The organism is Mycobacterium seoulense (assembly GCF_010731595.1).
Classification (GTDB): domain Bacteria; phylum Actinomycetota; class Actinomycetes; order Mycobacteriales; family Mycobacteriaceae; genus Mycobacterium; species Mycobacterium seoulense.
This window is the reverse complement of the sequence record NZ_AP022582.1, coordinates 1,655,273-1,679,263: the sequence shown is the minus strand read 5'-3', so window position 1 is coordinate 1,679,263 and position 23,991 is coordinate 1,655,273. Positions and strand designations below refer to the sequence as shown.

The window sequence follows — 23,991 nt, the reverse complement described above, 5'->3', positions numbered from 1 at the left end:
ACGCATTATCGACCGCTGATGATCCACTCTCGCGCCTTCTCGATCTCGGCGGCCGGGAAATGCTCGATCGTGGCCGACACGAAATGTGACGTCAGGTGCTCAGCGACGTCCCCGAGAAGCGAGTCGGTGACGACGGCGATCTTCTTGACATGCTTCTGATGGTCCCGAACAAAGCGGAAATGGGTGACCATGGCCCCGAAACTGTCCCATCCCGGGAAGGACGAGACATTGAGAATGAGGCCGGCGAGGTCTCCCTTGGCCTCGATCTCGGGGTCAACGGCCTTGGCGAGTTCTTCGAAGTCGTGTTTGTCGAGCGCGGATTTTGGCCGCACCTCCAGGATGGAGTGTTCGCCGTCCAAGTCGTATTCGATCATGTTGTGCTCCAAGCGGATCGCTGCATTAAACCGAAATGCCGATGACTCCATCCTGCCGATCGCCGGGCGTAGCGCGTAAGGGGCCAAAGTCACCGACGGGCGACGCAGAGTGTCCTATTTCTCCAGCTCGCCGGAGATCCCGCGCTCGATGCTGGCCTGCGTGGTGGCCGGCAACACGAGGAGGCCGTCGAGTTCCTGACGCGCCAACTCGTGGGCGTGCCGGCGTTCCTGAGGTGTCGCGGCGGGGTCCGACGCGACGCGTAGCAGGTTTTGGGCGCGCGCGATTCGCTGTTGGTCCGCTCGGGAGAAGTCGCTGCGGCGTCTGCGCATCGCTTCCGTCTCGGCGGCGTTGAAGGCGGTCACGTAATCCTCGACGGCGGTCCGGTATTGCGCCGCCGCTTCGCGGTCGTCGAGAAGGTCTTCGGCTTTGACGGGGCGCAGGAAGTCGGCTCGGAGCTTGGCTTTGTGGAAGGCGACCGTGCGTGGATCGCGCATGTCGGTCATGAGTGGGAAGTCGAGCAGCTTGGCGACGTCCAGTTCGTACTCGAGCCATCGTGCGTCGGTGCGGCTGTGCTCCTCGAGGACGCGGCGCAGCGACCGCCACTGGGCGACGTGATTGTTGCCGGTCTCCGGTGTTTCGGTCCGTTCGGCAGACGGCGGAGGTTCGGGCCGTCGACGGTTGGCGCCGAACGCGCGCACCACGGCGACCGTCGCGCCCGCCAGAGGCAGGATCACGATCAAGAGTTCCGCCAACCGGATGAGCAAACCCACACGGCCAGGATGCCACCGCGGGAGGCCGATATGCCGCCGAGCGTGTGGCGTATGCACGAATTCACGACGGTTTCCGTGCGTAGGGCCCACACCCGGGCGCCACGACGGCTCGGTGACGCTACAAAATCCCGAGGCCGCGCAGGGCTTTTAGCCCGAACCAGATCCCGAAAACCACCCCTACGACGACCACGATGGGCCGGTCGTGGTCCTGTAGCCAGCGCAAGACCCGATCCAGCACGTCGCGCGACCGCCGCGGAAAAAATGCCGCCGCACCGATGATGAGCAGATTCACGCTTGCCGCAAGCGCGACGAAGAGAACGAACGAACCGATATTGGCGGGCCGGCTCACGTTCGCGTTGCCGATCACGCTGATCGCCGCCAGCGTGAAGACCCAGGCTTTCACCGACACGGTGATGACGCCGGCGCCGATGAGGAAGGCCTTGGTGGGCGTGGCCGACGTCAGCACGGTCATCCACTTCGGCGGCGGGGCGTTGGGATCGTCGTCGCTGAACAGCTCCCGCGCCGCGGTCACCAGAAACAGCACGGCCACTACCAACAGCACGGTGGACACGACCCAGTGGTGCGGGTGATTCGAGTCGGCTTCGCGCTTTCCCCAATGCAGAATCGTGCCGAAGATGAGCCCTTGCAGCAGGCGCGTGCTGACGTGCCCTGCGACCCAGGCGCCGGCCGCGCGCACGCGCGCCGGGGTGCCCAACAACATGATCGTGATGACAATCTCGATCGGTTCGAGAGCGCAGCCAAGGATCAACGGGACGAGGCTGCCCCACATGGTGAGCACTATTGCGCTCCAAACGCCGCGCGCAGCTCCGCCTCGGCGATCGCCGCGGCCAGATCGGCGGGCTGCGGGCAGACGGTGGCGTCGATCCGGTCGATCCGGCCCGTGAACCGGAAGTCGTGCCCGTAGGGAGCAACCGGGGAGCCGGTGTCGGTGCCGACATCCAGGGTTTCGCCGCTCATCGAGAAGCGGAACGGCACCGTCCGCTCGACGCGGCCACGGGCGACCTCGGCGTCGTCCACGTGTAGCGACACCGACGCGCCCCTGCCCAGTCCCCCACCGTCGTAATCGAACAAAAGCCTCAGCGCGACAGGGCCTTCCGGTAGCGGCTCGGCGGCCGCAACAGTGGTGAGCTCATGCCCGAGATAGTTGTAGACAAACTGCGGAATGCCACCACGCAGGTACAAACTCCATCCGGCCATCGCGCCGCCGATGCTGATGACCACCCCCTGCGCGCCGCCCGCCGGGATGGTCAGCTGTGCCTGCAGCTCGAAGGAAGTGCTGGTGAAGCCCAATGTCACCGGTTCCGGGATGCGCACATGCCCGGCAAAGTAGGCAACGGAGGTGCGCCCGGCCCGCAGGCTTGGCCGGTTGGCGGGCAACGCGCGGGCCAGCGTCGCGTCGCTGAGCGGGTACACATCGTATTTGCGCGCCTCGGCGTCGAATACGGCCCGCAGTTCCGCCAGCTTGTCGGGGCGCTGGGCGGCGAGGTCGACTCCCTGGCTGAAGTCATCCGCCAGGTGGTAGAGCTCCCAGCGTTCGGTGTCGTCGAACGGGGTGGCGCGCTGGGCGCGGACCCATGGCAGTCGACCGTGAAAGCATGAGGCGATCCAACCGTCTTGGTAGACAGCACGATTGCCGAAGATCTCGAAATACTGGGTGGTTCGCCGGCTGGCCGCCGCGGCGTCGTCGAACGAGTACCTCATGCTGACGCCCTCGACCGGCTTCTGTTCGACGCCGTTGACACGCGCGGGCATCTCGATGCCGGCGGCATCGAGGATGGTGGGGACGATGTCGATGACGTGGTGGAACTGGCTGCGTTGCTCCCCCGCCGCGGTGATGCCCTGTGGCCATGAGATCGCCAGTCCGTTACGGGTTCCCCCGAAATGCGAAGCCACCTGTTTCATCCACTGAAACGGTGCGTCGAGCGCCCATGCCCAGCCGACGTTGTAGTGGTTCTCGCATCGTGGCGTGCCGAAGTCGGCCACGTGAGCCAGCAGCCATTCGGGATCCTCGGGCAGCCCGTTCTGGAACGCAGGTGAGCTCCAGGCGCCGTGTAGCGTTCCTTCCCCTGACGCGCCGTTGTCGCCGCACAGGTAGACGAATAGCGTTTCTTCCCAATGCCCTAACTCGTCGATGGCGTCGATGACCCGCCCGACCTGTGCGTCGGTGTGGGCCAGAAAGCCGGCGTAGACCTCCATCAACCGGCGCGCCACTGGCTTGTAGCGGTCGTCGTAGTCCGCCCACGCGGGTATCTGCTCGGGCCGCGGCGTCAGCCGGGCCCCGGAAGGAATGATGCCCATGTCGAGCTGGCGGGTATATATGCGTTCCCGCAACGCATCCCAGCCGTCGTCGAACCGGCCGGCGAATCGGTCGGACCATTCCGGCCACACGTGGTGGGGACTATGGGTCGCGCCGGGCGCGAAGTAGAGAAAGAACGGCTTGTCCGGCGCCGACGTCTTCTGCAGCCGGATCCAGTCGATCGCCCTGTCGGCGAGGTCCTCCGTCAGGTGGTAGTCGTCGCGGCCGAGGTACGGCTCAACGGGCGTGGTCTGGTCGTAGAGTGCGGGTTCGTACTGGGAGGTGTCCCCGCCCAAAAAGCCGTAAAACCGTTCGAAGCCGAGTCCGGTCGGCCAGCGGTCGAACGGGCCGGCCGGTCCGATCTCCCACGTGGGCGTGAAATGCGCCTTGCCGAACAGTGCCGTGCTGTAACCGTTCATCCGCAGCACCTGGGCGATCGTCGCGGTGCTCTGCGGTATCACGCTGTCGTAACCCGGGAACCCGTAAGCGATCTCACAGATGGTGCCCATGTGCGCGCTGTGGTGGTTGCGTCCGGTCAGCAGGGCGGCGCGCGTCGGGGAGCACAGCGCGGTCGTGTGGAATTGGTTGTAGCGCAACCCGGCACCCGCGACACGGTCGAGCGCCGGTGTCGGGACCGGACCGCCGAACGTTGATGCGGCGCCGAATCCGACATCGTCGAGCAATACCACGACGACGTTGGGGGCGCCGGCCGGCGGATAGACGATCGAGGGTGTAACGGGTGTGGAACCGGCCGCCGAGGGGTTGATGACCCCGTCGAACCGTTCGCCCTCGGGGGGCTGGTTGACCATCACGCCTCCTGGTGTTGGTGCAGCGGTTTCTCGGCCGTTCCCCACGCAATTCGGCGCCCTCACCGTGATAGGCGGCGATTTGCGGTCGGCGTCAGGTCTGGGAACGCACCCCGAGCACATCGCGAAACAGCGCCTGCCGCAGCGCTAGTTCGCGCGGGTCGCTCCACAGGTGAAAGCCCAGCCGGTTCATGACGTAGGCGAAGCCGACGCCGGTGTCCGGGTCCGCGCAGCCGAACGATCCGCCGAAGCCGGGAGTTCCGAAGGCCCTGTCCGAGGAGCCGAATGCGAAGTGCGGCACGGGTTTACAGAAGCCGAGGGAATACGCCACGTCGACGTTCATCACCTTGTCGCGAACGCTCCGGCTTGGCGAGACTGGCGGCGCCGCCAGCGCATCGAGGGTGTCGCCGAGCCCGAGCTCGGCTCCCCCGATGGCCGCGCTGCCGTACATCCGCGCGACCGCCCGGGCGGTGCCGATGCCGTTGGCCGACGGGATCTCGACCGACCGCACCTCGTCGCGGTTGTAGTCGCCGTTGAACGCATTGACGCCGCGCGGGACCCCGATGGCGCGCGCCGTCAGGCCGACCGGGTTGAGCGAGGCGCCGACGAACCCGGGCGGCATCACGTGGAGGTGCAGCAGTGTCTCCGCACGCACCCAGTTGTGGACGTGTGCCACCCGCTCGCGGTTGACCGACTCCGGCAGGCCGATGTGCAGGTCCAGCCCCAGCGGCCCGGCGATCTCGTCGGCCATGAAGCGGCCCAGCGTGCGCCCGGCCGGGTCGGTCCGGCGGATCAGCTCGGATTCGTACCAGCCGAGCGTGATCGCGTGGTAGCCGTGCCGGGTGCCGGGCCGCCACGCCGGTGCCTGGGCCGCCAGGATCGGCGAGAGCCTGGTGGGGTCGGCGACGTCGGCCAGCGTGGGCTTGGGTTTGAGCGCGCACAGCCCGGCCTGATGGCCGAGGAGTTGGCGGACCGTCACGTCGCCCTTGCCCGCTTGCGCGAATTCCGGCCAGTAGTCGGCCACTCTGGCGTCATAGGAGACCAGCCCGCGGGACACCGCCACGGCCACCACCAGGGCGGCAACCCCTTTGGTGGTGGAGAACATGTTGACCATCGTGTCGTGGCGCCAGGGGTCTTTCGCCAACCCGTTGCGGTAGCCGCCCCACAGGTCGACGACCTTGACCCCGTCGCGGTAGACGGCCACGGCGGCGCCGACTTCCGCTCCGTCGCGGAAACTGGCGCGGAAGGCGTCGGCGACTTTTCCGTAGCCGGTATCGACGTCGCCGTGGATCTGATCCGCCGGCACCGCGACCTTGAGAACCATGTTCGCCTCCGAACGGAGACTAAGTCACCCGCGCCGCGCGGATCGCGTTTTCGGGCCCTCCCGCTCCAGCGAGGTCAGTGGCTGCCCAGAGTGTCACTCAGATACTGGGCACGGCAGGCCCGGCGCGCCAACTTGCCGCTGGTGGTGCGCGGAATGCCGCCGGCGGGCAGGAACCGCACGTCGGCGACCGGCACACCGTGGCGGCGCAAGACCGCCGCCCGGATGGCCTCGATGGCCGGCTGCGGGTCGGCGCGGCTGGTACCCGTCGCGCGCTCGGCGATGACCACCAATTGTTGCTGGGTCTCCCCGGCCGGCACCGCGAAAGCGGTCACATACCCGCGCCGGACGATCGGGGACGCTTCGGCGACGGTCGCCTCGATGTCCTGGGGGTAGTGGTTGCGGCCGTCGACCGTGACCATGTCGGCGATCCGGCCCGTGACATACAGCTCGCCGTCGAGATGGGTGCCCAGGTCGCCGGTGCGCAGCCACGGGCGTTCGACCGCCGAGCCCTCGGCGTGGCTGCCCTCGGCGAGCCGCGACTGCAGCCTGGCGCCGAACGCTCGGCGGGTGTCCTCGGGCAGCCCCCAGTAGCCGCGGCCGACGTTGTTGCCCTGCACCCAGATCTCGCCGACGTGGCCGTCGGGCAGTTCGGTCCGGGTGTCCGGGTCGACGATGACGGCCCATTCGCTGCGGCCCACCTGACCGCAGGAGACCTGCGCCACGGCGCCCGGGGCGTCCGCGGCGACCCGTACGGCGCGACCGGCGCCCAGCTTCTCGCGGTCGAAATAGGCGGGGGTGGCCTGGGCGGCGGGGGCGATGGTCGCGATGAACAGGGTGGCCTCCGCGATGCCGTACGACGGCTTGAATGCGGTCGGCGGTAACCCGTACGGGGCGAAGGCCTTGTTGAAGGTGCTGATCGCCTCGATGCTGACCGGTTCCGATCCGATGATCAGCACCACGTCGCTCAGGTCGACGTCGTCGCCGGGTGCGGGCAGGCCGCGCTGGGCGGCCCATTCGTAGGCGAAGTTCGGCGCGGCGGTGACGGCGCGGCCCGCCTGGGCCGACAAGGCTTTGATCCAGCGCTGCGGGCGGCGCACGAACGCGGCCGGCGACATCAGCGTGGAGTGTCCCCCGTACACCGCGGGGAAGCCGATCATCGACAGGCCCATGTCGTGGTACAGCGGCAACCAGCTCACACCGTGGGTGTTGCGGTCCAGCAGGTCGATCGAAAGGATCATCTGGACGAGGTTCGTGCCCACCGCTCGGTGCGTGATCTCGACGCCAACCGGGGGCCGCGTCGAGCCCGAGGTGTACTGCAGGTGGGAGATGTCGTCGTGGCGCAACTCGGTGGGAGCGAACGAATCGCGCGCCGCGTCGGGGATCTCGTCGATGACGATGACTTTCGGCCGGTGGTGTTGCGGAAGGGTGCTCAGAAAATCCTCGACCGCGCCGCTTGCCGACGTGGTCGTCAATACGGCCGTGGGCTGTGAATCGCGCAGGGCCGTATCCAGACGTTCCGCGTGCCCGGGCAACTCGGGCGCGAACAGCGGCACCGCAATGGCTCCGGCCTTGATCGCCGCGTAGAAACCCATCACATAGTCCAGGCTCTGGGGAGCCAGGACCGCGACTCGCTCGCCACGGCCGGCCGCCTCCTGGACGCGCGCGCCGATGGCTTCCAGCCGGACACCGAACTGGTTCCAGGTCACCTCTTCGACGAGGCCGTCAGCCGAGCGGTTGTAGTCCAGGAAGCGGTAGGCCACGGCGTCACCGACGTTCGCGATGTTGCGGTCGACCAGGGAGATCAGGGTGACGTCCGGCGGCACCATGATGTTGCCTTGGGCATCCAGGCAGTCCTCGATCTCGAGCAAGCCGCCCGGGACACCTTTGGCGTGCGGGCGCGAACCGGATTCCATGGACCCACTGTAGGCAAGGCGGTGCGGCAACCCCCGTACCGTGAAGGTCATGATCAGCACGGCGCGCGTGAAGGCGGTTCAAGGCGAACCGAATTCGGGATAGGCCTTGGCGTTCGTGCATGTTCGTCACGGTGCCCGCGGTGCGGCCGACAAAACCCCGCTCGGGAGGCGCGCGGCGTGAGCGGTAGCCTACCCGCGAGCGGCCGGCGGGGCCGCCGCTGATTTCACGGGGAGTTGATCATGGCAGGCAGGACGTTTTCCTTCGAGATCAACCGCACCAGCACCGCGCCCGCCGCGACGCTGTTCCGGCTGGTGACCGATGGCGCGAACTGGTCGAAGTGGGCCAAACCCATCGTTTTTCACTCGAGCTGGGCACGGCAGGGCGATCCCGCCCCCGGTGGGATCGGGGCCGTCCGCAAGGTGGGGATGTGGCCCGTGCTCGTCCAGGAGGAGACCGTCGAGTACGAGCAGGATCGCCGGCACGCCTACAAGCTCGTCGGGTCCCCGACCCCGGCCAAGGACTACTCGGGTGAGGTGGTCTTCACGCCCAACCCGGCGGGTGGAACCGACATCCGCTGGAGCGGCTCGTTCACCGAGGGCGTGCGCGGAACGGGACCGGTGATGCGCGCGGCCATGGGCGGGGCGGTCCGGTTCTTTGCCGGCCGGCTGGTGAAAGCGGCCGAGCGCGAATCGAGCGTCCAGCGCTAGCTACTTCCGGCGCAACCTGCCGGCCTTCGGGCAGGCTACGGGTTGTTGGCCTGCTGCTCGTCGAGCTGAGCCTGCTGCATGCCTTGTTCGAACTGCTGCTGCGCCTGTTCGTTCTGTTGTTCGGCCTGCTGCATGGACTGCTGCAGCTGCTGTTGGGCGAGCTGCTGCTGCAGTTGGGCTTGGTCGTCGCCGTCATCGGCGGCGAAGCCGCTTCCCCCGGAGAAATTGGGCGGCGTCTGCGGGAAAGCCGCGACGTCCGTCGGGCGCGCCGATTCCTGCGCCGTGTCGAACACGGTAAGCACAGCGACGGCCGCGGCTCCCGCGAAGATGAGCTGCGCGATCCGTCGCCAGTCGTGGTGAGGCGTGCTGGTGGTCATCCCCTAGTTGTGCGCCGAGACCCTGGCTGCGGCCTGGGAAGGAGCTGTCACCGGAATGTGCAGCCTCCGGCGGGCTACTTCGAGTCGACCTCGTCCTGATACTTCTTCGTTATCTGACTTAGCCCTCATCCATGTTTAGCAGGTTTACCAGCAGAAACACCGGTCAACCGCAGAATACTGGTCTTGTATGTGGCCCGCAAGTAAGATAACTGCTTGTGCCCCAAACTCCGAATTTATTAGCTGAGTTGTTGCCGTCCTGGGAGGTCGCGCTGCGCTCGGAGCGCAAGTCGCGCCACACCCTCGCCCAGTACCGCGAGGGCGTCCGTCAGTTCCTGCGCTGGTGTGAGCGCACCGGTACCGCCCCGGAGTTGAGCAAGCCCACGGTGCAGGGCTTCCTCGCGGCGTTATTCGACGACGGCGCCCAGGCGGCCACGGTGCGGGCCCGCTATCTCGCGTTGCGCCGGTTCTCGCATTGGCTGACCGCCGAGGGCGAGATCGAGGCGGACCGGCTGCTGGGCATGTCCCCGCCGAAGCTGGCCGTCAAGATCACCGACCCGCTCACCGAGGCCGAGCTGCGCGACCTGATCAAAGCCTGTCAGGGCCCCGGCTTCGCCGATCGCCGCGACGAGGCCATCTGCCGGCTGATGGCCGAAACCGGGATGAGGGCCGGCGAGTGCGCCTCCCTGGCCGTGGCCGACGTCGACACCCTGCACGGGCGCGCGGTCATCCGCTCCGGCAAGGGCGGCCGGGACCGGCCGGTGCCATTCGGGCCACAAACCGCCACGGTGCTCGACCGCTACATACGGATGCGGCGCTCCCACAAACTCGCCGAGCGGCCCTCGCTGTGGCTGCCTGTCCGGGCGGCCGGGTCTTTCGGGTACACATCGCTGTATCGGGCGTTGCGGCGCCGCGCCGCCCTGGTCGGCCTCGACACTTTTCACCCGCACCTGCTGAGGCACACCGCAGCGTCGCGCTGGCTGGCCGCAGGCGGCTCGGAGGGCGGGCTGATGACGATGGCCGGGTGGAAGCAACGCCAGATGCTCGACCGTTACACCGCGGCCACCGCATCCGAGCGGGCCGCCGACGAAGCCAAACGACTGCGGCTCGGCGACCTGTGAACGACCACGATGAAGCGGCTAATTCAGAATTCGGAATTAACGAAGCGCTCAACGAGCGGCGGCAGCGAACTACCGCGAAGACCAGAACCCGCTGGGGTGAGGGCCTCGGCGGGCAACGCGCCCCGGACTACCTCATCACGGTCACCACCGGCCGCGGCCGTAAAAAGCACACCTTCATCCTGGTTGCCGACGACGAAGCGGACCCCGACACCCGCCTGCACTGGGAGCGGGTGACCGAGAAGATCCGCTACGACAAAAGCCTTGGTTATCCGGTACTGCTCAGCCGGTCAGAGCCGCTGCCCGGTGTTGTGCCCCTCGCTCAGGGCGTGGATGTCCGGGCGATAACACTCGTCATCATCTTTGAGGCACTTGTCAGTAAGGAACACCACCACATTGACCTTGCGAAAATCCACCGGATCGCATCGGATGAGACCCTTGGGGGGCGCATCGCGCGGCTTCACACCCTTTCCCCCGAGCAGCGGCGAATCGCGGAACCCGCGTTGTACGCCGAAATCTTGGCCCGCCTGTCGTAGTATGTAGTTGTCAGTCCTACGTCGGCTGACTTGGAGCCGGGCGAGAACGGTTGAGACCCGGACCCGACACCAGCGGGTGTCGCGGCATTAGGTGCTGATCCTCACGGGTCGGCAATCCCGTCATGGAGACGAGATGCCGCTCACCGCAGCCGAACGTAAACTCCGCGCCCGCATCGCCGGCCTGACCGGCTGGGCCAACACCGCCAACCGCTCGCAGCGCGCCGCCCACGCCGCCCGCGGCAACTGGGAAAAGTTCTACAACGCCACCGATCCCGGACTACCCGAAGACCTGCGGGCCAGGATGGCCGACAGCGCGTACCGCGCACATATGCAGCGGATGGCGTTCCGGTCAGCCAAAGCCCGCCGCGAACGCAGAGAACAACGCGAACAACTCGCCCAACAGCGCAAGGCGGCACGCCAAGCCGAACAACTCGACGGCGGTACCGGCGATGCGCGAACCGCCTAACGAAGTCGGCCCCCGGGACACCACTCCCGAGGGACCCGACACCACCAGCACACCAGCCCCCATTAAGACCAGTAGCCGCCCTCAGTCTAACGGCGACGGGCGACACGAACACGACGACGACGCGGCGCGCGAGCGCCAGTTACGGGAATTCCTCGCCGCCCTATTCGGTGACACACCCGGCTACCTGCATATCGCCGTGGGCCGTGACCCCTATCTGAGCGACAACGGGAAATACAAGCACCGGGACTGGAAACAAACGTCCTACGACTACCCGGCGCACGCCGATCAAGCCGTGAACCACATGCTGCGGGCCGCGCCCGGCGCCGACGTGTACGTGTGCACCTCGGTGATGCGCGGCCGCACCCGCGCCAAGGGCGCCGCCGTGGAACGCACCCGCATCCACGCCGACGCCGACCACGGCCACCTCAACCCCGACAAGGTCACCGCCATCGGCGGATGGGCCATCAGCAGCGGCACACCCGGCAACGGCCACGTCTATGCCGAGACGACCGAACCGCTCACCGTCACCGAATACGACATCCTGTCCCGCGCCCTCGGGGACCACCTCGGCTGCGCCGACTCGAAAATCAGCGACAACGACGTACTGCGCCCGCCCGGCACATACAGCCAGAAAGCCACCCTCTCCGGCGGTGAACCCACCCCGGTGCGCTGGCTCGTCACACCGAGCGGTACACGCCACGACAAACACGCGCTGGCCTTCCAGCTCGGCGTCACCCTGCCCGAACCCGGCCAAGAACCCTGGCGCGCGAGCACACTCGTGCCCGGCACGAACGGGCACGCCGGGCACCCGCCCGCAGCGGGACAACCCGGCGAGCCGTTCGACCTCGACAGCCACTGGGCGGTGGCCACCGCGCTGGCCACGGTCACCACCCCACCGGACCGATCAGCCGACACCTACCGCGTGGTCGCCGCCTGCGCCGACGCCGGCCTGACCCTTGAGCAGACCCGCTGGGCGGTACGCACCCGGGCCGACCTCGCCGGCCGGCTCGACGAACGCAACGACGACGACGTGGGCACCAGCTGGGACAAGATCCGCGCCGACCGGCAAGCCCGAATCACCATCGAACCAGAATGGCCAACTTGCCGGTCTACCGGTGGTGGCTGGCTAAGAATCGCAGGTCAGAAGCTTGCATAGGCAGGCTAATTCGTTGAGCGGCGTCATCATAATTTTAATTACCAGAGTCCTCTTGCAATTAAGTGCGCGTCTCGATCTGCTTTGCGATTTGATTTAGCATTTAATGTAGCTAGGAATTCCTCGCCATTCTTTAAATGCAACCGGTCAACAGCGAGTTCATTCTTAAAAACGCGCATGCTGCCCACTTACATTGCAATGTCAATAATGGAATTAAATGCATGGGCGAGCATCGCAGAAGTTGTGGATTCGGCGCCTAGATCATCTTCAGCTGTCACATTTGTGACACCTGAAAGGCTAATTTTTTCGCATCTCTGCAGGTCAAGACCGGCAAGGTCAGCATTGTATAGTTATAGCAATAAAAAATCTGAAGCGCCGAAATAATTATTCACACGGTGAATAATTTGCCCGATATAAAAGGTAACACGGCGTTACTTTTAGAAGACCTGGAAATCTCCATGACGACAGACCCCCGACGCCAGCGCGGCGAACTCATCTCACACCCAGGACGCGACCCAGTGGGCCGTGCTCGATCGGGGGTTTGCCGCCACGTTCGTCGGTGTGGGCGTTGCCGTTGCCCCAACCGTTTTCACGCATCCAAGCTGCTAGGGCGGCTTCGAAGTCGCCGTTGTGTTCCTCGAGCAACCTGCGCGCCTGCTCGTATATGGCAGGGGTGGGGTGGACGCGCTCGTAGGAGCGGGTCTCGGTGCGCGCCCGCATGGCGCGCAGCTCCCGTTCCACCAGGGCTTGCCGGGCGTGCCGCTCGTCATCTTCGATGGCGGCGAGGACGCCGGGAGGTGGTGGCGGGGCGTGAACGCTAAACGATTCCATGGTTAGTCCTTTCCGATGGTGTAGCGGCCGCCAGTGGATTCACCGCGCAGCCAGGCGTCCATGCGCCTGCTGGCGTAGCCGTCCAAGCTGGCCTGGGTGTCACCGGAGCCCATCACCGCGAACGCGGACATGTCGGCATCGATGAGGCCCTTCTCGCGTAACTGCGCCTGGTGTTCGGTGATCGCCTTGACGCGGCGGCGTGGGTGGGTGGCGGCGACCTTCTCGCGCTGGGTTTGGCGGGCTTGCCGCCGGTACTGTGCATGGCCCTCGACACGGGCCCGCTCGGCGGCGATCAGTTCGCGCGCCAGCTCGGCGTCTACGCAAACCCGGCCGAGGTGGTCGGGGAGCGTTCTGTCGGCGTGGCGGCGCTCTAGTTCGGCTGCGGTGGTGCCGGTGTCGAGCGCCAACACTGACAGCGGGATCAACTCGTTCACGACGATGTCTCCTTACTCGTTGGGTTAATTGTGGCTGGATTTGCTTGCAAATAGGTGTATCCGGCGGGGGTGACCAGCATGGCGTTGTGGTCGGCCGGGGTATGGGATTGGCGGCAGTGGGGGAAGTATTTGGCGTGTAGCCGCGACCAGCTGGTGGTCGTGCAGTGTTGGCATAGGCCCAGCGCGTGGCCGCCGAACGCCCAGAGGTGGCCGCGTTTCCCGATGCGGCGCCGGCATTCTCGGCAGTGAACCGGGGCGGTCATTGGGGCATCTCCGGATCGGTGAGACCGAGGTCGGCCAGGTTGAGCCCGGCGAGGTCACCAGTCAGGTCTAACGGGTTCGGGGTGGGGCATTTGGCCGCGCGGTTGGGGACGGCGCGGCCAGGATCGCAGTCGCCGCATTTGTACATCCCTGGTGGCACGTAGGCCCGAAAGCAGGTGCAGCACAAACGGCGAGGCTGTTCGGTCATGTGGTGGTTTCCTTTTCAGTGGAGGGGAAACGTTAACAATGTAAACGTTTCAGATAGGCCTATGGGCAACAGTGAATCGGCCGCATTCCAGCAGTTCGCCGCAGGCGTAGCAGTGGGCGCGGCCGCAGCTGCAGCGGTCACGCGGGGTGTCGGTGGGGGTGTTGCAGGTGGGGCAATGCGGCGGAAGGTCGATCATCGGTTCGCCGCCTCGCGTGCGGCGAGCACCCCATGCGCGGCCGTGCGTAGGGCGTCGGCCAACGCCAGCGCGTCACCGGGGTTGAGGTAGGTGGCTGATGTGGCGGCTCCGGTGCGTAATTGGATGAGCCGTTCTGCGTTGGTGGTGACGACGACCGGGTCGCCGAAGGCGTCGACGGCTACCGGCTCAATGGCGGCGCGGGTGGTGTCGGTCATGGTTGGGGTTTCCTTTCGGTTGCGAGGGTGTAGAGGCCGCCGCCGCAGTGCGCGGCGACGGGTGTGGGGGGGTCGGTGGGCTGCGGATGCAGATGGGTGCGTCCGCACAGCGGGCATAGGACGCGGACGGTGGGGACGCCGCCGTAGCGGCGTTCGGCGATGACCTCCGCGACGGGGACAGTCATGTGAGTTGTTCTCCTTCGTGGATGATGCGGCCGCCGAGCACCGTGGTGACGTTGGCGACCGCCTCGGTGTGGGTGACCGGGTTGGCGGTGTCTGCGGGCTGGCCGGACAGGCGCCGATTACGGGCAATCAGCTTGCATTCGGCGCACAACTTGGTGAGGTTGTGCGCGTGCAGGGGGGCGCCGCAGCCGACGCATTGAGTAGGGATGCCGACCGTCATGGCGTGTCTTCTAACAATTTTTTCCCGCAGGTCTGACTGCTGCCCACTGCTGCCCACTGCTGCCGGGCAGCAGTCGTGCAAACGGATGGATCTGCTGCCGTGGTAGGCTTGCGCCGATAGGCGCAAACCACGGGCAGCGGTCCGAGCCGAAGTCGGTAGCAAACTCTCATTAGAAATTCTCCCCGGCAGCAGTCGTAACGGCCTGATAGCCGGTAGCTCCGCGCTTCCCGCGCACTTCATTCAGACGGCCGGCAATCACCAGGTCATCGACGGCCATCTTGATCGAGTTTTCGCGGAACGGTTGATCTGCCTGCCGCATCGCCGCATATAGCTTCCGCAGCGAGTCCACCGTGTGATTGGGTAGCGCCGCGATCACCTGGTGCACAATGTCGCCCAGCTCCGGGAGCGTGACGGTCCCCGCGGGGGCGTCGTCCTGCTCGTCTTTCGGGGCGTACAGCTCGAGCAGGAAGTCGGGCCCGCCGGTCATGTCGTCGACGACGAGCACACCCATGAATGTTTTTCCGGGTGTCTTGGTGGGGTTGCCGTGCGCGCGGAGCCGGCCGGGCCGGTCTTTGGTGACGTACACCGAGGACGCCCCGCGCATGTTCCGGCCGAACGGTTCGATGTTCTCCAGCAGAATGCGGGCACCGTCGAGCGCGTTGCCCTTGTGCACGCTGCCGTAGGCGTCGCGGCGGGCGTGGTCGCGCATCATGGGCATGTGGTCGCAGCCGAGTGTGGTGGCGCCGGCTTTGGTGCAGGGGCGGATGAGGCGGCGCCGGAATTCCGACGCCCCGTCGACGTCTTTGATCTCGGCGCCGAGCAGTGTAAACGCTTCGTTGATGCCGTCGTGGACGACGAGCGTGGGGGTGGGCTGGAGGAGCGCGCACAGCCATTCGGTATGGGGTGGCCGGTTGGGGGCGACGAACCGCAGCCCGGTTTCGATGTCTGTGTCCGGTACGCCGAGGAGTCGTAGTCGTTCGATGGTGGAGGCGGCGTCGGCTTCCTCGTAGTGGATGTAGAGGACGTGGTGGCCCATGCGGAGTTCGCGGGCGACGCAGCCGAGGGCGAACCAGGTTTTGCCTAGCTGGTGGCCTGGTTCGGCAACCACGACGACTGGGCGATCGAAACCCGCCGCTCGTATCGGGCCACAATCCGAGGTTTTCTGCGGTGGGCCTACCGCACGAAACGGATGCCCGTGCATTTGGCTGACGAGCTGCCCTCCGTGCGGGAACAGCGCGGGGCGCCCCGCCCGACCCCGGATCGGGTGTGGCGGGAAGCGCTGCTGGCCGCCGATCCACGCCTGAAACTCGTGCTACGCCTGGCCGCCGAATGCGGCCTAAGGCGGGCTGAGGTCGCCCAAGTCCACGCCCGCGACCTCATCGACGGCGTCGACGGGACGCAGCTGCTGGTGCACGGCAAGGGCAACAAGCAGCGCGTCGTCCCGCTGTCCGACTCGCTGGCTGATGCGATCCGAGATCGTCTGCAAGACCCGACAATCCGCGCGGCGGGCGGCTGGCTGTTCCCCAACAACAAGGGCACCGACCATCTGACCGCCCCCTGGGTCGGCTACCTGGTGCGCGAGGTCCTGCCCCGCGGCTGGACCATGCACCAGCTCAGACATCGTTTCGCTAGCCGCGCCTATCGAGGCACCCGCAACCTGCGGGCCGTGCAGATCCTGTTGGGGCACGAAAACCTCGGCACCACGCAGCGTTACACCGCTGTCGACGATGAGGAGCTGCGGGCGGCGATGACAGCCGCCCTCGACGACGCGATCTGAGAAAAAAAGAAAAAAGTGACGAATTTTCGCCACTTTTCACGCTGGTTGGGGCAACCGCTCAAGTCTGCCGGCGATCTTCTGATGTCAACACGTGTGATCTTGTTCGTGTTCGCCGGCCGCAGACCGAACGGCGACGTGCAGTTGCCGTGCACAGGTTCGTCAACTGCGTAATTTTGCGCAGTTGCCAAGTCATAATGAGACCATGACCGGCCCGGATGAACCCCAACCCCCCGAACCTGAACGGCCCTCGCCGCGCACACCCCGCCCCCGCCAGCAGCACCAGCCGGCCCGCCCGGCACCCGTACCCCTCCCGAAGGCATCCTTCGGGCCGACAGTGTCAGGAGCCGGCACAACCCCGATCGGCGGCATCACACCGCCAGCAGGACACGGCACAGGATTCCAAGTTGCCCCACCCGGCAAAAGCGGCCTGATCGGGGCGCTAGAGTCAGCGGTTCAGCCCCCAGGGGCCCGGTCCGGCGGCGCGATCGAGGACGTCACCGCCGCCGCGGGCCACATCACCCCGGAGTCAGTGGCCGCCGCCGCCCGCCACTACCGCGGCGAAATGGACGACGTGGAGCAGTGGGCCGCCCGCAACGGCTACAGGGTCCGATGGGTGCAGCACGACGGCGACCCCCGCGCCGCCGTCGAAGCCTGGGCGGCACGCACCGGCCGGAGGGTCCGCTGGCACGAATAATCGACACACCCGCCCCCAAGGGGCCGGGGTTGCTCAGTTCGGCTCGCGGGACTCACACGCCACACCGTTGTGGTCCTTATCCAACCCCGGCCGGTAAGCCGGATCCCCCTCGGGAATGTTCCAACGACCATCAGCGTGAGCCTCAGCGCAGTTCTTGTAATAGACCACGGGCCGGCTGGTCGTAGTGCTGAAGTGAGTGCTCGGATAGGTGGGCCGCGTGTTAGACGGACCCTGTTTCAACAAGGCCAAGATGACGATCACCACGCAGACCACGATGACCGCAACCAACACTTCGGCGACCACACGCGCCAGCCGGCCGCGCGCCGCCTCACTAAGAGCCAGTCGCCGCATGAGGTGTCGGATGCGGGACATGCCCCGCATCGTCTCGCTACCGCCCCAAAAAATCAGGCAAATTACCGGAATTCCTGCCAACTTGTTCAGAGGGGGTTGCTGCGTTGGCGTCGTGGCCGCCGCCTTCGCAGTACCAGTCGCCGGAATCATCCTCCGCGTCAACATCAATCACTCCATCAGGTGGTCCATTTTCTGGTGATTGCGGACCACCTGCTAAGTCGCGGATGGCGGTCTGATGGCTGACTCCTGTCGCTGCTGCGATGGCGCGCAGGCTCATCCCCGACTCACGCAGCGACACCACGATTTCGCGGCGCTCTGCACGGTCGAGTTCGAGGTCAAGCGCGGAAAACTCATGCGCGTAGTAATCGTCCCCTTTTATTCCAGAGTTGTAATTAAAAGCAGAGTTGTACAAATTGCGAGACATGACCTTGCCGATGACCCCGGACCCGACGAACCCCCACCCGACGATGAGCACATCGGCGCAGGGGACGGCCACAAATCACAAGAATCCTCCGACACCGAACACGAACCGACCACCTGGGAACCCGTCGACCTCGGCCCCTACCTACGCGGCGAAGTCCAACCACCCCAACAAACAGTCGGACTCGCCCGATCAGACGGCATCCGGTTCCTCTACGACGGCCGCGAAAACGTCGTCATCGGCGAAACCGAATCCTCGTCGGCGGTCAGTTCGGTTGGTGTGCCGCCGATTTCGCGGCCCATCTTCGATAGTTGGATGCGCCGCAAGGTGATGGTCGTGTTCGGTTTGCCGGCGGCGGCGAGGGTGAGCAGGTAGTCGTCGATGATCTGTTGCCATTGCGGTCGGGGTTGGCTTTGGTGGGCGTATCGGCGGCGGTCGGGGATGTGGGCCAGCACGGATGGTAGGTTCCCGGTGGCGATCACTTCTCCGGTTCCCCGGAGAAGTGTGTATGTGGTGCCTTGTTTGGACAGGAACAGGCCGACACGGCGGGCGCGGGACTGCGCATTCTTCAACGCCTGCAAGTCGGGGTGCGTCTGGCGCGCCCCACCGTCGTTACCCCCGGCCAAGTGCGGAGTATCTGACCTGCGAAGGGCGTCGCCCTGAGCGACATCCTTACCCTGAGCCGAACTCACCCCATCCGTGTCGCTCATTGCAGCCGGTCCAACTCGTCGGCCGCCTCGACTAAATGCGCGGCTAGTTGGCGCACCTGCCCGGAAGTCATCGCCTCCGAGTCCTCGACGTGGGCGTACAGCGACCAGGTGACGGTGCTGTCCCGGTGCTGGATGCCTTCGAGGTAGATCGCGGCGTCAAACCCTGCGAGGGTGCGTTCTGTGCCGTGGACCTGGCGGGTCCAGGTGCCCGTGTCGTCGGCTTCCCAATGCTCGACCTCGCGCACGCCGGCCGGGACGGGGATGTTGATCATCGTGTCGGTGAGGTTCTGCGCAGCCTCCCAGCGGGCCTCGGCCAGAAACCCGCGGGCGATGTCCTCGGCGGATTCTGGCGCCCACCCGCCGTATTCGGGTTGCCGCCATTTCTCGAGTGATCGCATCGCCATGGTTTCTTGGCGGTCGAATCGTGCGACCTGTTGGGGTGTGAGCTGGTCGGCGATGTCACGCCAGCAGGTCGCGGTGTTGTCGGTGGACACGGTTACGATGCACTCCTCTGACTTGTCAGAGGGCTAAGTTTGTTTGCTGCGGGTCTGCGTTGCGTAAGGATATTTACGCAGGACGCTCCTTAAAACACCAGGTCAAACGGTGTTAGTAGGACGTTTCTCCGCTTCGTACTTCTTCGTCATGTGCGCCACGGCGTCCAGCTGAGATTGCGCGAGGCTCTCCCTTGCCTGCCCGGCCCGCGCGGCGGCATCCAGCGTCGGCCGCGCTTGACCCTGGAAATGCGGCATCACTTCGGCGGCAAACAATTCGGCGGACCGTCTGGTGGCGGCCGGGTTGGCCCACTCGTGGCCCATCTGCAGCATGCAGCCGAACCCGCCGGACTGATCCCACAGCCGCTGCACCTGTTCCCGCGCCCGCTCGGGCGTGCCGATCACGCCCGCCCCGTTGTCGTTGATGACGTCGATCATCTCGTCGAGCTGCTCGCCCGGCATCGTCATCTGCGGGAAGGCGGCGACTTTCTGGAAATAGCGGAACCATGGCTCGATGCCGAACTTGACCTCTTCTCGGGCCTGCTTTTCGGTCTCGGCGAGGTGGAACAGGCCGACCAGGCTCCAGTGCTTGCGGTCAACCTGTGTGCCGAAGGTCGCCGCCCGCTCCTCGACGATGCCCCAGTGATAGGAGAGCGCGTTGAAACCCTCGACGGTCAACGTCGCCCCGATCGACAGCAGGCCGATGCCATGCTTGCCCGCCAGCCGCGCACCAGTCGGCGATGCGACCGCGGCGACCGACAGGGGGATCCCGCCGTCCGAGTACGGGGCAAGCTGCAGCTTGGCGTCGAACAACTGATGCGTGGCCGTCTTGGCGCTCACCGTCTCCCCCGCCAGGAGCCGGACGACGATGTCGAGATTCGTTTCGAGCAGCTCACGTGTGTCCGTGGGGGTGAGTCCGATCATGGACGAGTCGCTGGGCAGCGAACCCGGCCCCACACCGCCGATGATGCGGCCATGGGTCAGGTGATCGAGCAGCATCAGGCGGTCGGCGACCCAGAGCGGGTTGTGATAGGAGAGCGAAATGACCCCGGTGCCAAAGCGAATCCGCTTGGCGCGTTCGGCCGCGGCGGCGATGAAGATCTCCGGCGAGCTGATGATCTCGCTGCCGGCGGAGTGGTGTTCGCCCAACCACACTTCGTCGAAGCCGAGGGTGTCGAGGTGCTCGATGAACTGGAGGTCGCGCTGCAATGCGAGCGTCGGGTTCGTGCCCGCCCGGTGGAACGGGGCGATGAAGTATCCAAACCTGAGCTTCGCCATCGAAGTCCCCTTGCATTCGAGTTGGGCAGAACCATAACTCGAATGCGGTGTTCGGCCTAGGCCGTCACGCCAGAACGCTCGGTGAGCGTGGAGTTTTCAGCCGGCGGGGCCGGGTGATCCCAGCCCCGCCGACTAGGGAGCAAGTTTTTTTCGATTCGCGTGTTACGGCCGGCTCAGCGCGCGGATGTCAGTAGCCGCCGCAGACGTTGCCGACGCAACCGCCGCCGCCACCCGGGCCGCCGCCGCCACCGCCGACACCGGGGATGGTGCCGCCACCGCCGCCGGGTCCGCCACCGCCGGTCGGGCCGCCGGGGACGCCGCCGCCACCGCCGCCGGGTCCGCCACCGCCGCCGGGTCCGCCACCGCCCGTGGGGCCGCCCGGGGTTCCGCCGCCGCCACCGGGCGTCGATGGTGCGACGCTCGACGAGGGCGTCGTCGTCGGCGTGGTGGTGCTGCTCGGCCCCTTATTGCCGCCGCCACACCCGACCGCCAGCACGAGCATGGCCGCGCCGCCGAAGAGCGCGACCGAGGTCCTTGCTGCAGATCTCATCGGAGTCCCCAATCCCCACGTGCACCGCGTGGTCCACTTCTCCTTACCCCGGCAGGAGTCGCGGCAAACGAGTTTCGACGCGGGACTCCCGTCCACGAAAACGCCGATGGCCCATCACGGGGATGGGCCATCGGGACAACGGTGGAGCTAGCAGTCGAGACCCGACACGCAGCCGGCCAGTATGGCCGCATGGGTGGTTGCGGGGGTCGCCACCGTCGCGGCGGGGCTGGATGACGAGTGCGTCGCGGTCGCCGCCGGGCCGGCACCGCTGCCACCGAATCCGAGCGCCAAGGCCACCGCGGAGATCCCGCCGAACACTGCCACCGCTGTCTTCATCTGCGCCCTCATCGGTCGCTCCTTTCTGTCACCGCGCGTCCGGGGGTGGCGCGCATCCATACGGTGATTCTACACCTGTGCAACTGTTGCAACAGACACATTTTGCGGTCGCGAAGATGCCGCACCCAAGCCTGCGGCATCGACCGCAATCCGGGCTGGTTCAGGTGCTGGTGCGAACGGAAACGCGAGGGCGTCAAACGCGTTGGGGGCCGATGGCCCATCTCGGGCTAATGGGCCATCGGTGAGCCAAATCGTATCCGCTGACAATTGTTGTCATGCGGAAACGTACGAACCGGGCGATAAGAAATTTTCTTATTCGTAAATTGGACAGCTCGTCCGGCCCGGTGGGCGGCCGGGCCGGATGGCGTTGCCGTCCAACGGCTTCGCGCGTCTCAACGAGTGGAGCGGTACAGCTAATCGTCCTTGGTGATCAGCTTTCGCAGCGCCACCCGATCGGGTGTCAGCAGCGCGGCGATGCGTGGTTTGTTCACCTCGGCGACGATGATCTCGCCGACCTCCTGGTAGACCTCGCTGAAGATCCCGTGGGACTTCATCTTCTCGGTCTGATAGAGGTTGTCCTCGGTCGGCGTCACGTAATACACCGCGTCGGCCTTGAACCGGTGCACCAGCCAGAGGTGGATCAGGGTCATCAGCCGCTTCTGGCGCAGTTTCTCGGCAAAGGTGTTCTGGTCACGGACCTGCAGGATGCTGCGGCCGTGCCGGTCCTTGATGGGATCGACGACGACGTTGGCCAGCTGCTCGTCGCCATTGCCGTAGATCCCAAGCTCCAGAACGTCGGAACCGGCGCGGCGGGGCCGCAGCTGCACCCGCAGCTTCTCGCCGAGCTGGTAGTGCTCGCTCCACAGCGTCAGCCACTCCTCCAGCAGTTTCTTGGGCACCTCGGTCTGCGCAAGGTGCTGATGCTGGGTCGAGCCCTTGCCCATCGCCTTGGTGGTCGCCGTGCGCCCGGAGGACGCCTGCAGTGCAGCGTCGCTGCGTGGCCCGCCGACCAGCGTCTGCGGCGTCCGGTACGGGGACTCGACCAGGCGCATTTTCCGCTGCAGCCGAGCCAGCGCCAGCATGCCGTCCTGCTGCAGCGACGTGGCGAACTCCTCGGCGGCGACGCCGTCGATCTGGTGACCGCCGTAGGTGATGAAGTTGAAGACGAAGCCCATCTTGCCCAGCTCCTCCGGGAAACGCTTCATCTCCTCGTCGGTCATACCGGTGGTGTCCCAGTTGAACGACGGGGAGAGGTTGTAGGCCAGCATCTGCTCGGGGAATTCGGCGTGGATCGCGTCGGCGAACTGGCGCGCGTCGGCGAGATCGGCGGTCTTCGTCTCCATCCAGAGGATGTCGGCGAACGGCGCGGCCGCCAGCGACTTGGCGATCGCGTACGGAATGCCGCCGCGGATCTGGTAGTAGCCCTCGGGGGTCTTCGACAGCTCCGGGTCCCACGGCGGATCGACGCCCAATTCCTTCGCCTTCTCCCGGGCCGTGTAGAGCGACGCGCGCGCCGCGAACTGGCGCCACTCGTCAGGGGTCATGCTCGGCGGCTCGTCTTCGCTCTCGCCGAAGGCGAGTACCTCCGCCACGGCCTCGCTGTAGGTCATCAGCCCGGCGTCGTCCTCCCACGCCGCCACGAATCGCGATTCGACCTGGTCGAAGAGGTCGTCGATGGAGTCTCGTCCGTCCTCCCGCCGGGCGTTCACCGCTTCGGAGATCAGCCCCTGGATGCCCTGGCGCTCGAGCCAGGCCGTCGCGGCTGCGTACTCCGAGTCGGCGAGAGCGTAGAGCAGGTGACCGTTGAGCTCCTTGACGCCCAGCTCGTAGAAGCGCCGGACCAGCGCCAGGAAACACGCCTTGTACGAAGGGATGTTGAGGTTGGTGGCGCCGAGCAGGAACGGCTGGTCCCGTTCGTCTGCGCGGCTGTCGATCAGGTTGGCCGCCTCGGCGTCGGTGCGGGCGACGATGATGCCTGGCACCCGCATGATGTCCAGCTGGAAGCGGGCCGCGTTGAGTCGCTTGATCTGTTCGTCCGACGGCACCAGCACCTTGCCGCCCTGGTGACCGCACTTCTTGGTGCCCGGGCGCTGGTCCTCGATGTGGTATCCGGCCACACCGACCTCCACGAAGCGGCGGATCAGGTTGCGCACGTGCGGATCGCCGCCGTGGCCGGTGTCCGCGTCGGCAATGATGAACGGGCGGTAGTCGTAGGCCGGTGTGGTGGCGCGCTGGCGCTCGCTCATGTTCAGCCGCTGGTACTGCTGGTTGCGGTCGGCGGTGAGCAGGGCGCGGACGAGTACCGCGGCGTCGTCGGGCACCTGGCTCAGGGGGTAGCTCGCGAGGTCGGGGCCGGGGTCTTCGGTGGTGGAGCCCTTGGCCGAGGTTGCCCAGCCGCCGAGGTAGATGCCCTCGATGCCCATCCGTTTCATGGCCACCGCCTGGCCCGGCGAGTAGGGCCCGAACGTGGTGATGCTCTTCTTGGCGGCGAACAGTTCGCGCAGCCGGTCGTAGAAGGCCGTCGCCGCGTTGCGCGCCACCGGGTAGTCGGTGGGGATGGTGCCGCGTTGCTCCACTACCTGGCGCGCGGTGTAGAGGCGGGTGATGCCGGCGAAGCGCGGGCCGTCCATGTAGCGCTGCGTGGCAGCCAGCTCGTCTTCGAACGAAGTTCGGACCTCGACGTCCGAGTCAATGATGGCCATGGCCTTACGCTCCCTTTTCGGCACGATTCCCTTGGACGTGAGTCTATCCCCGGGGATGACGGTTCAATCAGGGGTCAAAAGACCTATGCCAAAACTATTGCCGCATGCCCTACTCCGGCGCGTTCCGGCCGTTGAAGCCGGTGGGCACACAAGACCATCGGTATCGCCCGAACGACCATAACCGGCTCGGACCATTCTGGGCCGATGATAAGTCTTTGAAACGCAACACCTTTCAACGATACCCACCACCCCGAACCCGCCGGCCGGCCGAGC

29 protein-coding genes are annotated in these 23,991 nt (G+C 66.2%); 7 read left to right on the top strand and 22 right to left on the bottom strand.

Annotated features, from left to right (window positions below; translation table 11 throughout):
* Positions 1-5: 5 nt before the first annotated feature.
* The 6 genes from G6N37_RS07685 to G6N37_RS07660 all read right to left on the bottom strand — a co-directional run bounded on the left by G6N37_RS07685 (position 6) and on the right by G6N37_RS07660 (position 7,505).
* Positions 6-374, bottom strand: coding sequence for a SpoIIAA family protein (locus tag G6N37_RS07685; protein WP_163678198.1), 369 nt, complete (start codon positions 372-374; stop codon positions 6-8).
* A gap of 114 nt (positions 375-488) precedes the next feature.
* Positions 489-1,145, bottom strand: coding sequence for a hypothetical protein (locus G6N37_RS07680; protein ID WP_163678196.1), 657 nt, complete (start codon positions 1,143-1,145; stop codon positions 489-491).
* Positions 1,146-1,263: 118 nt separating this feature from the next.
* On the bottom strand, positions 1,264-1,935 hold the full coding sequence (locus tag G6N37_RS07675) for a GAP family protein (protein WP_163678194.1): 672 nt from the start codon (positions 1,933-1,935) through the stop codon (positions 1,264-1,266).
* A gap of 8 nt (positions 1,936-1,943) precedes the next feature.
* Positions 1,944-4,271 (bottom strand): arylsulfatase, encoded by a 2,328-nt coding sequence (locus G6N37_RS07670; protein WP_163678192.1) that lies wholly within the window; start codon positions 4,269-4,271, stop codon positions 1,944-1,946.
* Between the two features lie 91 nt (positions 4,272-4,362).
* Positions 4,363-5,592 carry a serine hydrolase domain-containing protein gene (locus G6N37_RS07665; RefSeq protein WP_163678189.1) on the bottom strand — a complete coding sequence of 410 codons (1,230 nt, stop codon included), beginning with the start codon at positions 5,590-5,592 and terminating at the stop codon, positions 4,363-4,365.
* Between the two features lie 74 nt (positions 5,593-5,666).
* Positions 5,667-7,505: a fatty acyl-AMP ligase gene (locus G6N37_RS07660; RefSeq protein ID WP_163678187.1), complete on the bottom strand. Its 1,839-nt coding sequence runs from the start codon at positions 7,503-7,505 to the stop codon at positions 5,667-5,669.
* Between the two features lie 240 nt (positions 7,506-7,745).
* Between G6N37_RS07660 and G6N37_RS07655 the strand changes: the two genes are divergently transcribed.
* A complete protein-coding gene (locus G6N37_RS07655; RefSeq protein WP_163678184.1) occupies positions 7,746-8,213 on the top strand; it encodes an SRPBCC family protein in 468 nt (155 codons plus the stop codon).
* A gap of 35 nt (positions 8,214-8,248) precedes the next feature.
* Here the strand turns inward: G6N37_RS07655 and G6N37_RS07650 are convergent, their stop codons facing one another.
* Positions 8,249-8,590, bottom strand: coding sequence for a hypothetical protein (locus G6N37_RS07650; RefSeq protein WP_163678181.1), 342 nt, complete (start codon positions 8,588-8,590; stop codon positions 8,249-8,251).
* Positions 8,591-8,805: 215 nt separating this feature from the next.
* Between G6N37_RS07650 and G6N37_RS07645 the strand changes: the two genes are divergently transcribed.
* The 4 genes from G6N37_RS07645 to G6N37_RS07630 all read left to right on the top strand — a co-directional run bounded on the left by G6N37_RS07645 (position 8,806) and on the right by G6N37_RS07630 (position 11,863).
* Entirely contained in the window at positions 8,806-9,708 is a 903-nt protein-coding gene (locus G6N37_RS07645) for a tyrosine-type recombinase/integrase (protein WP_163678177.1), read from the top strand.
* Complete coding sequence (locus tag G6N37_RS07640) at positions 9,705-10,241, top strand: hypothetical protein (RefSeq protein WP_163678163.1); 537 nt, start codon at positions 9,705-9,707, stop codon at positions 10,239-10,241. The genes G6N37_RS07645 and G6N37_RS07640 overlap by 4 nt, the downstream gene beginning before the upstream one ends.
* Positions 10,242-10,374: 133 nt before the next feature.
* The gene (locus G6N37_RS07635) at positions 10,375-10,707 is read left to right on the top strand and encodes a hypothetical protein (RefSeq protein WP_163678159.1); all 333 of its coding nucleotides are present in this window, start codon (positions 10,375-10,377) and stop codon (positions 10,705-10,707) included.
* Positions 10,691-11,863: a hypothetical protein gene (locus G6N37_RS07630; protein WP_163678156.1), complete on the top strand. Its 1,173-nt coding sequence runs from the start codon at positions 10,691-10,693 to the stop codon at positions 11,861-11,863. Before G6N37_RS07635 ends, G6N37_RS07630 begins: the two co-directional genes overlap by 17 nt.
* 489 nt (positions 11,864-12,352) lie before the next feature.
* On the opposite strand, the gene G6N37_RS07625 is transcribed toward G6N37_RS07630, so the two are convergent.
* The 7 genes from G6N37_RS07625 to G6N37_RS07595 form a co-directional block, all read right to left on the bottom strand.
* Positions 12,353-12,691 carry a UBA domain-containing protein gene (locus G6N37_RS07625; protein WP_163678153.1) on the bottom strand — a complete coding sequence of 113 codons (339 nt, stop codon included), beginning with the start codon at positions 12,689-12,691 and terminating at the stop codon, positions 12,353-12,355.
* Between the two features lie 2 nt (positions 12,692-12,693).
* The gene (locus G6N37_RS07620) at positions 12,694-13,125 is read right to left on the bottom strand and encodes a hypothetical protein (RefSeq protein WP_163678150.1); all 432 of its coding nucleotides are present in this window, start codon (positions 13,123-13,125) and stop codon (positions 12,694-12,696) included.
* Positions 13,126-13,384: 259 nt separating this feature from the next.
* Complete coding sequence (locus G6N37_RS07615; RefSeq protein WP_163678147.1) at positions 13,385-13,594, bottom strand: hypothetical protein; 210 nt, start codon at positions 13,592-13,594, stop codon at positions 13,385-13,387.
* 192 nt (positions 13,595-13,786) lie between these two features.
* Positions 13,787-14,005, bottom strand: coding sequence for a hypothetical protein (locus tag G6N37_RS07610; protein ID WP_163678144.1), 219 nt, complete (start codon positions 14,003-14,005; stop codon positions 13,787-13,789).
* Positions 14,002-14,190 carry a hypothetical protein gene (locus G6N37_RS07605; RefSeq protein ID WP_163678141.1) on the bottom strand — a complete coding sequence of 63 codons (189 nt, stop codon included), beginning with the start codon at positions 14,188-14,190 and terminating at the stop codon, positions 14,002-14,004. The genes G6N37_RS07610 and G6N37_RS07605 overlap by 4 nt, the downstream gene beginning before the upstream one ends.
* Entirely contained in the window at positions 14,187-14,408 is a 222-nt protein-coding gene (locus G6N37_RS07600) for a hypothetical protein (protein WP_163678138.1), read from the bottom strand. Before G6N37_RS07600 ends, G6N37_RS07605 begins: the two co-directional genes overlap by 4 nt.
* A 169-nt stretch (positions 14,409-14,577) precedes the next feature.
* Positions 14,578-15,516, bottom strand: a complete 939-nt coding sequence (locus G6N37_RS07595) for an AAA family ATPase (RefSeq protein WP_232075346.1) — start codon at positions 15,514-15,516, stop codon at positions 14,578-14,580.
* Between the two features lie 87 nt (positions 15,517-15,603).
* Here G6N37_RS07595 and G6N37_RS07590 point away from each other — a divergent pair, with 87 nt between their 5' ends.
* Positions 15,604-16,185, top strand: coding sequence for a tyrosine-type recombinase/integrase (locus tag G6N37_RS07590; RefSeq protein WP_179961885.1), 582 nt, complete (start codon positions 15,604-15,606; stop codon positions 16,183-16,185).
* A gap of 334 nt (positions 16,186-16,519) precedes the next feature.
* A complete protein-coding gene (locus tag G6N37_RS07585) occupies positions 16,520-16,879 on the top strand; it encodes a hypothetical protein (RefSeq protein WP_163678136.1) in 360 nt (119 codons plus the stop codon).
* Between the two features lie 33 nt (positions 16,880-16,912).
* On the opposite strand, the gene G6N37_RS26600 is transcribed toward G6N37_RS07585, so the two are convergent.
* From G6N37_RS26600 to aceA, 8 genes are all read right to left on the bottom strand, one after another.
* Positions 16,913-17,251, bottom strand: a complete 339-nt coding sequence (locus G6N37_RS26600) for an excalibur calcium-binding domain-containing protein (RefSeq protein ID WP_276066113.1) — start codon at positions 17,249-17,251, stop codon at positions 16,913-16,915.
* Positions 17,252-17,267: 16 nt separating this feature from the next.
* A complete protein-coding gene (locus G6N37_RS07575; RefSeq protein WP_163678130.1) occupies positions 17,268-17,726 on the bottom strand; it encodes a helix-turn-helix domain-containing protein in 459 nt (152 codons plus the stop codon).
* Positions 17,727-17,863: 137 nt separating this feature from the next.
* Entirely contained in the window at positions 17,864-18,277 is a 414-nt protein-coding gene (locus G6N37_RS07570; protein ID WP_163678128.1) for a hypothetical protein, read from the bottom strand.
* 80 nt (positions 18,278-18,357) lie between these two features.
* Positions 18,358-18,855, bottom strand: a complete 498-nt coding sequence (locus tag G6N37_RS07565; protein WP_163678126.1) for a hypothetical protein — start codon at positions 18,853-18,855, stop codon at positions 18,358-18,360.
* A gap of 102 nt (positions 18,856-18,957) precedes the next feature.
* Positions 18,958-20,130: an LLM class flavin-dependent oxidoreductase gene (locus G6N37_RS07560; RefSeq protein WP_163678124.1), complete on the bottom strand. Its 1,173-nt coding sequence runs from the start codon at positions 20,128-20,130 to the stop codon at positions 18,958-18,960.
* Between the two features lie 187 nt (positions 20,131-20,317).
* Entirely contained in the window at positions 20,318-20,680 is a 363-nt protein-coding gene (locus G6N37_RS07555) for a hypothetical protein (protein ID WP_163678122.1), read from the bottom strand.
* A 147-nt stretch (positions 20,681-20,827) separates the two neighbouring features.
* Positions 20,828-21,028 carry a hypothetical protein gene (locus G6N37_RS07550; RefSeq protein WP_163678120.1) on the bottom strand — a complete coding sequence of 67 codons (201 nt, stop codon included), beginning with the start codon at positions 21,026-21,028 and terminating at the stop codon, positions 20,828-20,830.
* A 401-nt stretch (positions 21,029-21,429) separates the two neighbouring features.
* A complete protein-coding gene (gene aceA, locus G6N37_RS07545) occupies positions 21,430-23,718 on the bottom strand; it encodes an isocitrate lyase ICL2 (protein ID WP_163678119.1) in 2,289 nt (762 codons plus the stop codon).
* Between the last annotated feature and the right edge of the window lie 273 nt (positions 23,719-23,991).

Coding starts and splice junctions, on each gene's coding strand:
- G6N37_RS07610 (WP_163678144.1), bottom strand. CDS start 14,005: ATGACCGACACCACCCGCGCCGCCATTGAGCCGGTAGCCGTCGACGCC.
- G6N37_RS07630 (WP_163678156.1), top strand. CDS start 10,691: ATGCGCGAACCGCCTAACGAAGTCGGCCCCCGGGACACCACTCCCGAG.
- G6N37_RS07635 (WP_163678159.1), top strand. CDS start 10,375: ATGCCGCTCACCGCAGCCGAACGTAAACTCCGCGCCCGCATCGCCGGC.
- G6N37_RS07550 (WP_163678120.1), bottom strand. CDS start 21,028: ATGAGGGCGCAGATGAAGACAGCGGTGGCAGTGTTCGGCGGGATCTCC.
- G6N37_RS07670 (WP_163678192.1), bottom strand. CDS start 4,271: ATGGTCAACCAGCCCCCCGAGGGCGAACGGTTCGACGGGGTCATCAAC.
- G6N37_RS07675 (WP_163678194.1), bottom strand. CDS start 1,935: ATGTGGGGCAGCCTCGTCCCGTTGATCCTTGGCTGCGCTCTCGAACCG.
- G6N37_RS07660 (WP_163678187.1), bottom strand. CDS start 7,505: ATGGAATCCGGTTCGCGCCCGCACGCCAAAGGTGTCCCGGGCGGCTTG.
- G6N37_RS07625 (WP_163678153.1), bottom strand. CDS start 12,691: ATGGAATCGTTTAGCGTTCACGCCCCGCCACCACCTCCCGGCGTCCTC.
- G6N37_RS07605 (WP_163678141.1), bottom strand. CDS start 14,190: ATGACTGTCCCCGTCGCGGAGGTCATCGCCGAACGCCGCTACGGCGGC.
- G6N37_RS07650 (WP_163678181.1), bottom strand. CDS start 8,590: ATGACCACCAGCACGCCTCACCACGACTGGCGACGGATCGCGCAGCTC.
- G6N37_RS07615 (WP_163678147.1), bottom strand. CDS start 13,594: ATGACCGAACAGCCTCGCCGTTTGTGCTGCACCTGCTTTCGGGCCTAC.
- G6N37_RS26600 (WP_276066113.1), bottom strand. CDS start 17,251: ATGTCCCGCATCCGACACCTCATGCGGCGACTGGCTCTTAGTGAGGCG.
- G6N37_RS07655 (WP_163678184.1), top strand. CDS start 7,746: ATGGCAGGCAGGACGTTTTCCTTCGAGATCAACCGCACCAGCACCGCG.
- G6N37_RS07600 (WP_163678138.1), bottom strand. CDS start 14,408: ATGACGGTCGGCATCCCTACTCAATGCGTCGGCTGCGGCGCCCCCCTG.
- G6N37_RS07665 (WP_163678189.1), bottom strand. CDS start 5,592: ATGGTTCTCAAGGTCGCGGTGCCGGCGGATCAGATCCACGGCGACGTC.
- G6N37_RS07560 (WP_163678124.1), bottom strand. CDS start 20,130: ATGGCGAAGCTCAGGTTTGGATACTTCATCGCCCCGTTCCACCGGGCG.
- aceA (WP_163678119.1), bottom strand. CDS start 23,718: ATGGCCATCATTGACTCGGACGTCGAGGTCCGAACTTCGTTCGAAGAC.
- G6N37_RS07685 (WP_163678198.1), bottom strand. CDS start 374: ATGATCGAATACGACTTGGACGGCGAACACTCCATCCTGGAGGTGCGG.
- G6N37_RS07555 (WP_163678122.1), bottom strand. CDS start 20,680: ATGAGATCTGCAGCAAGGACCTCGGTCGCGCTCTTCGGCGGCGCGGCC.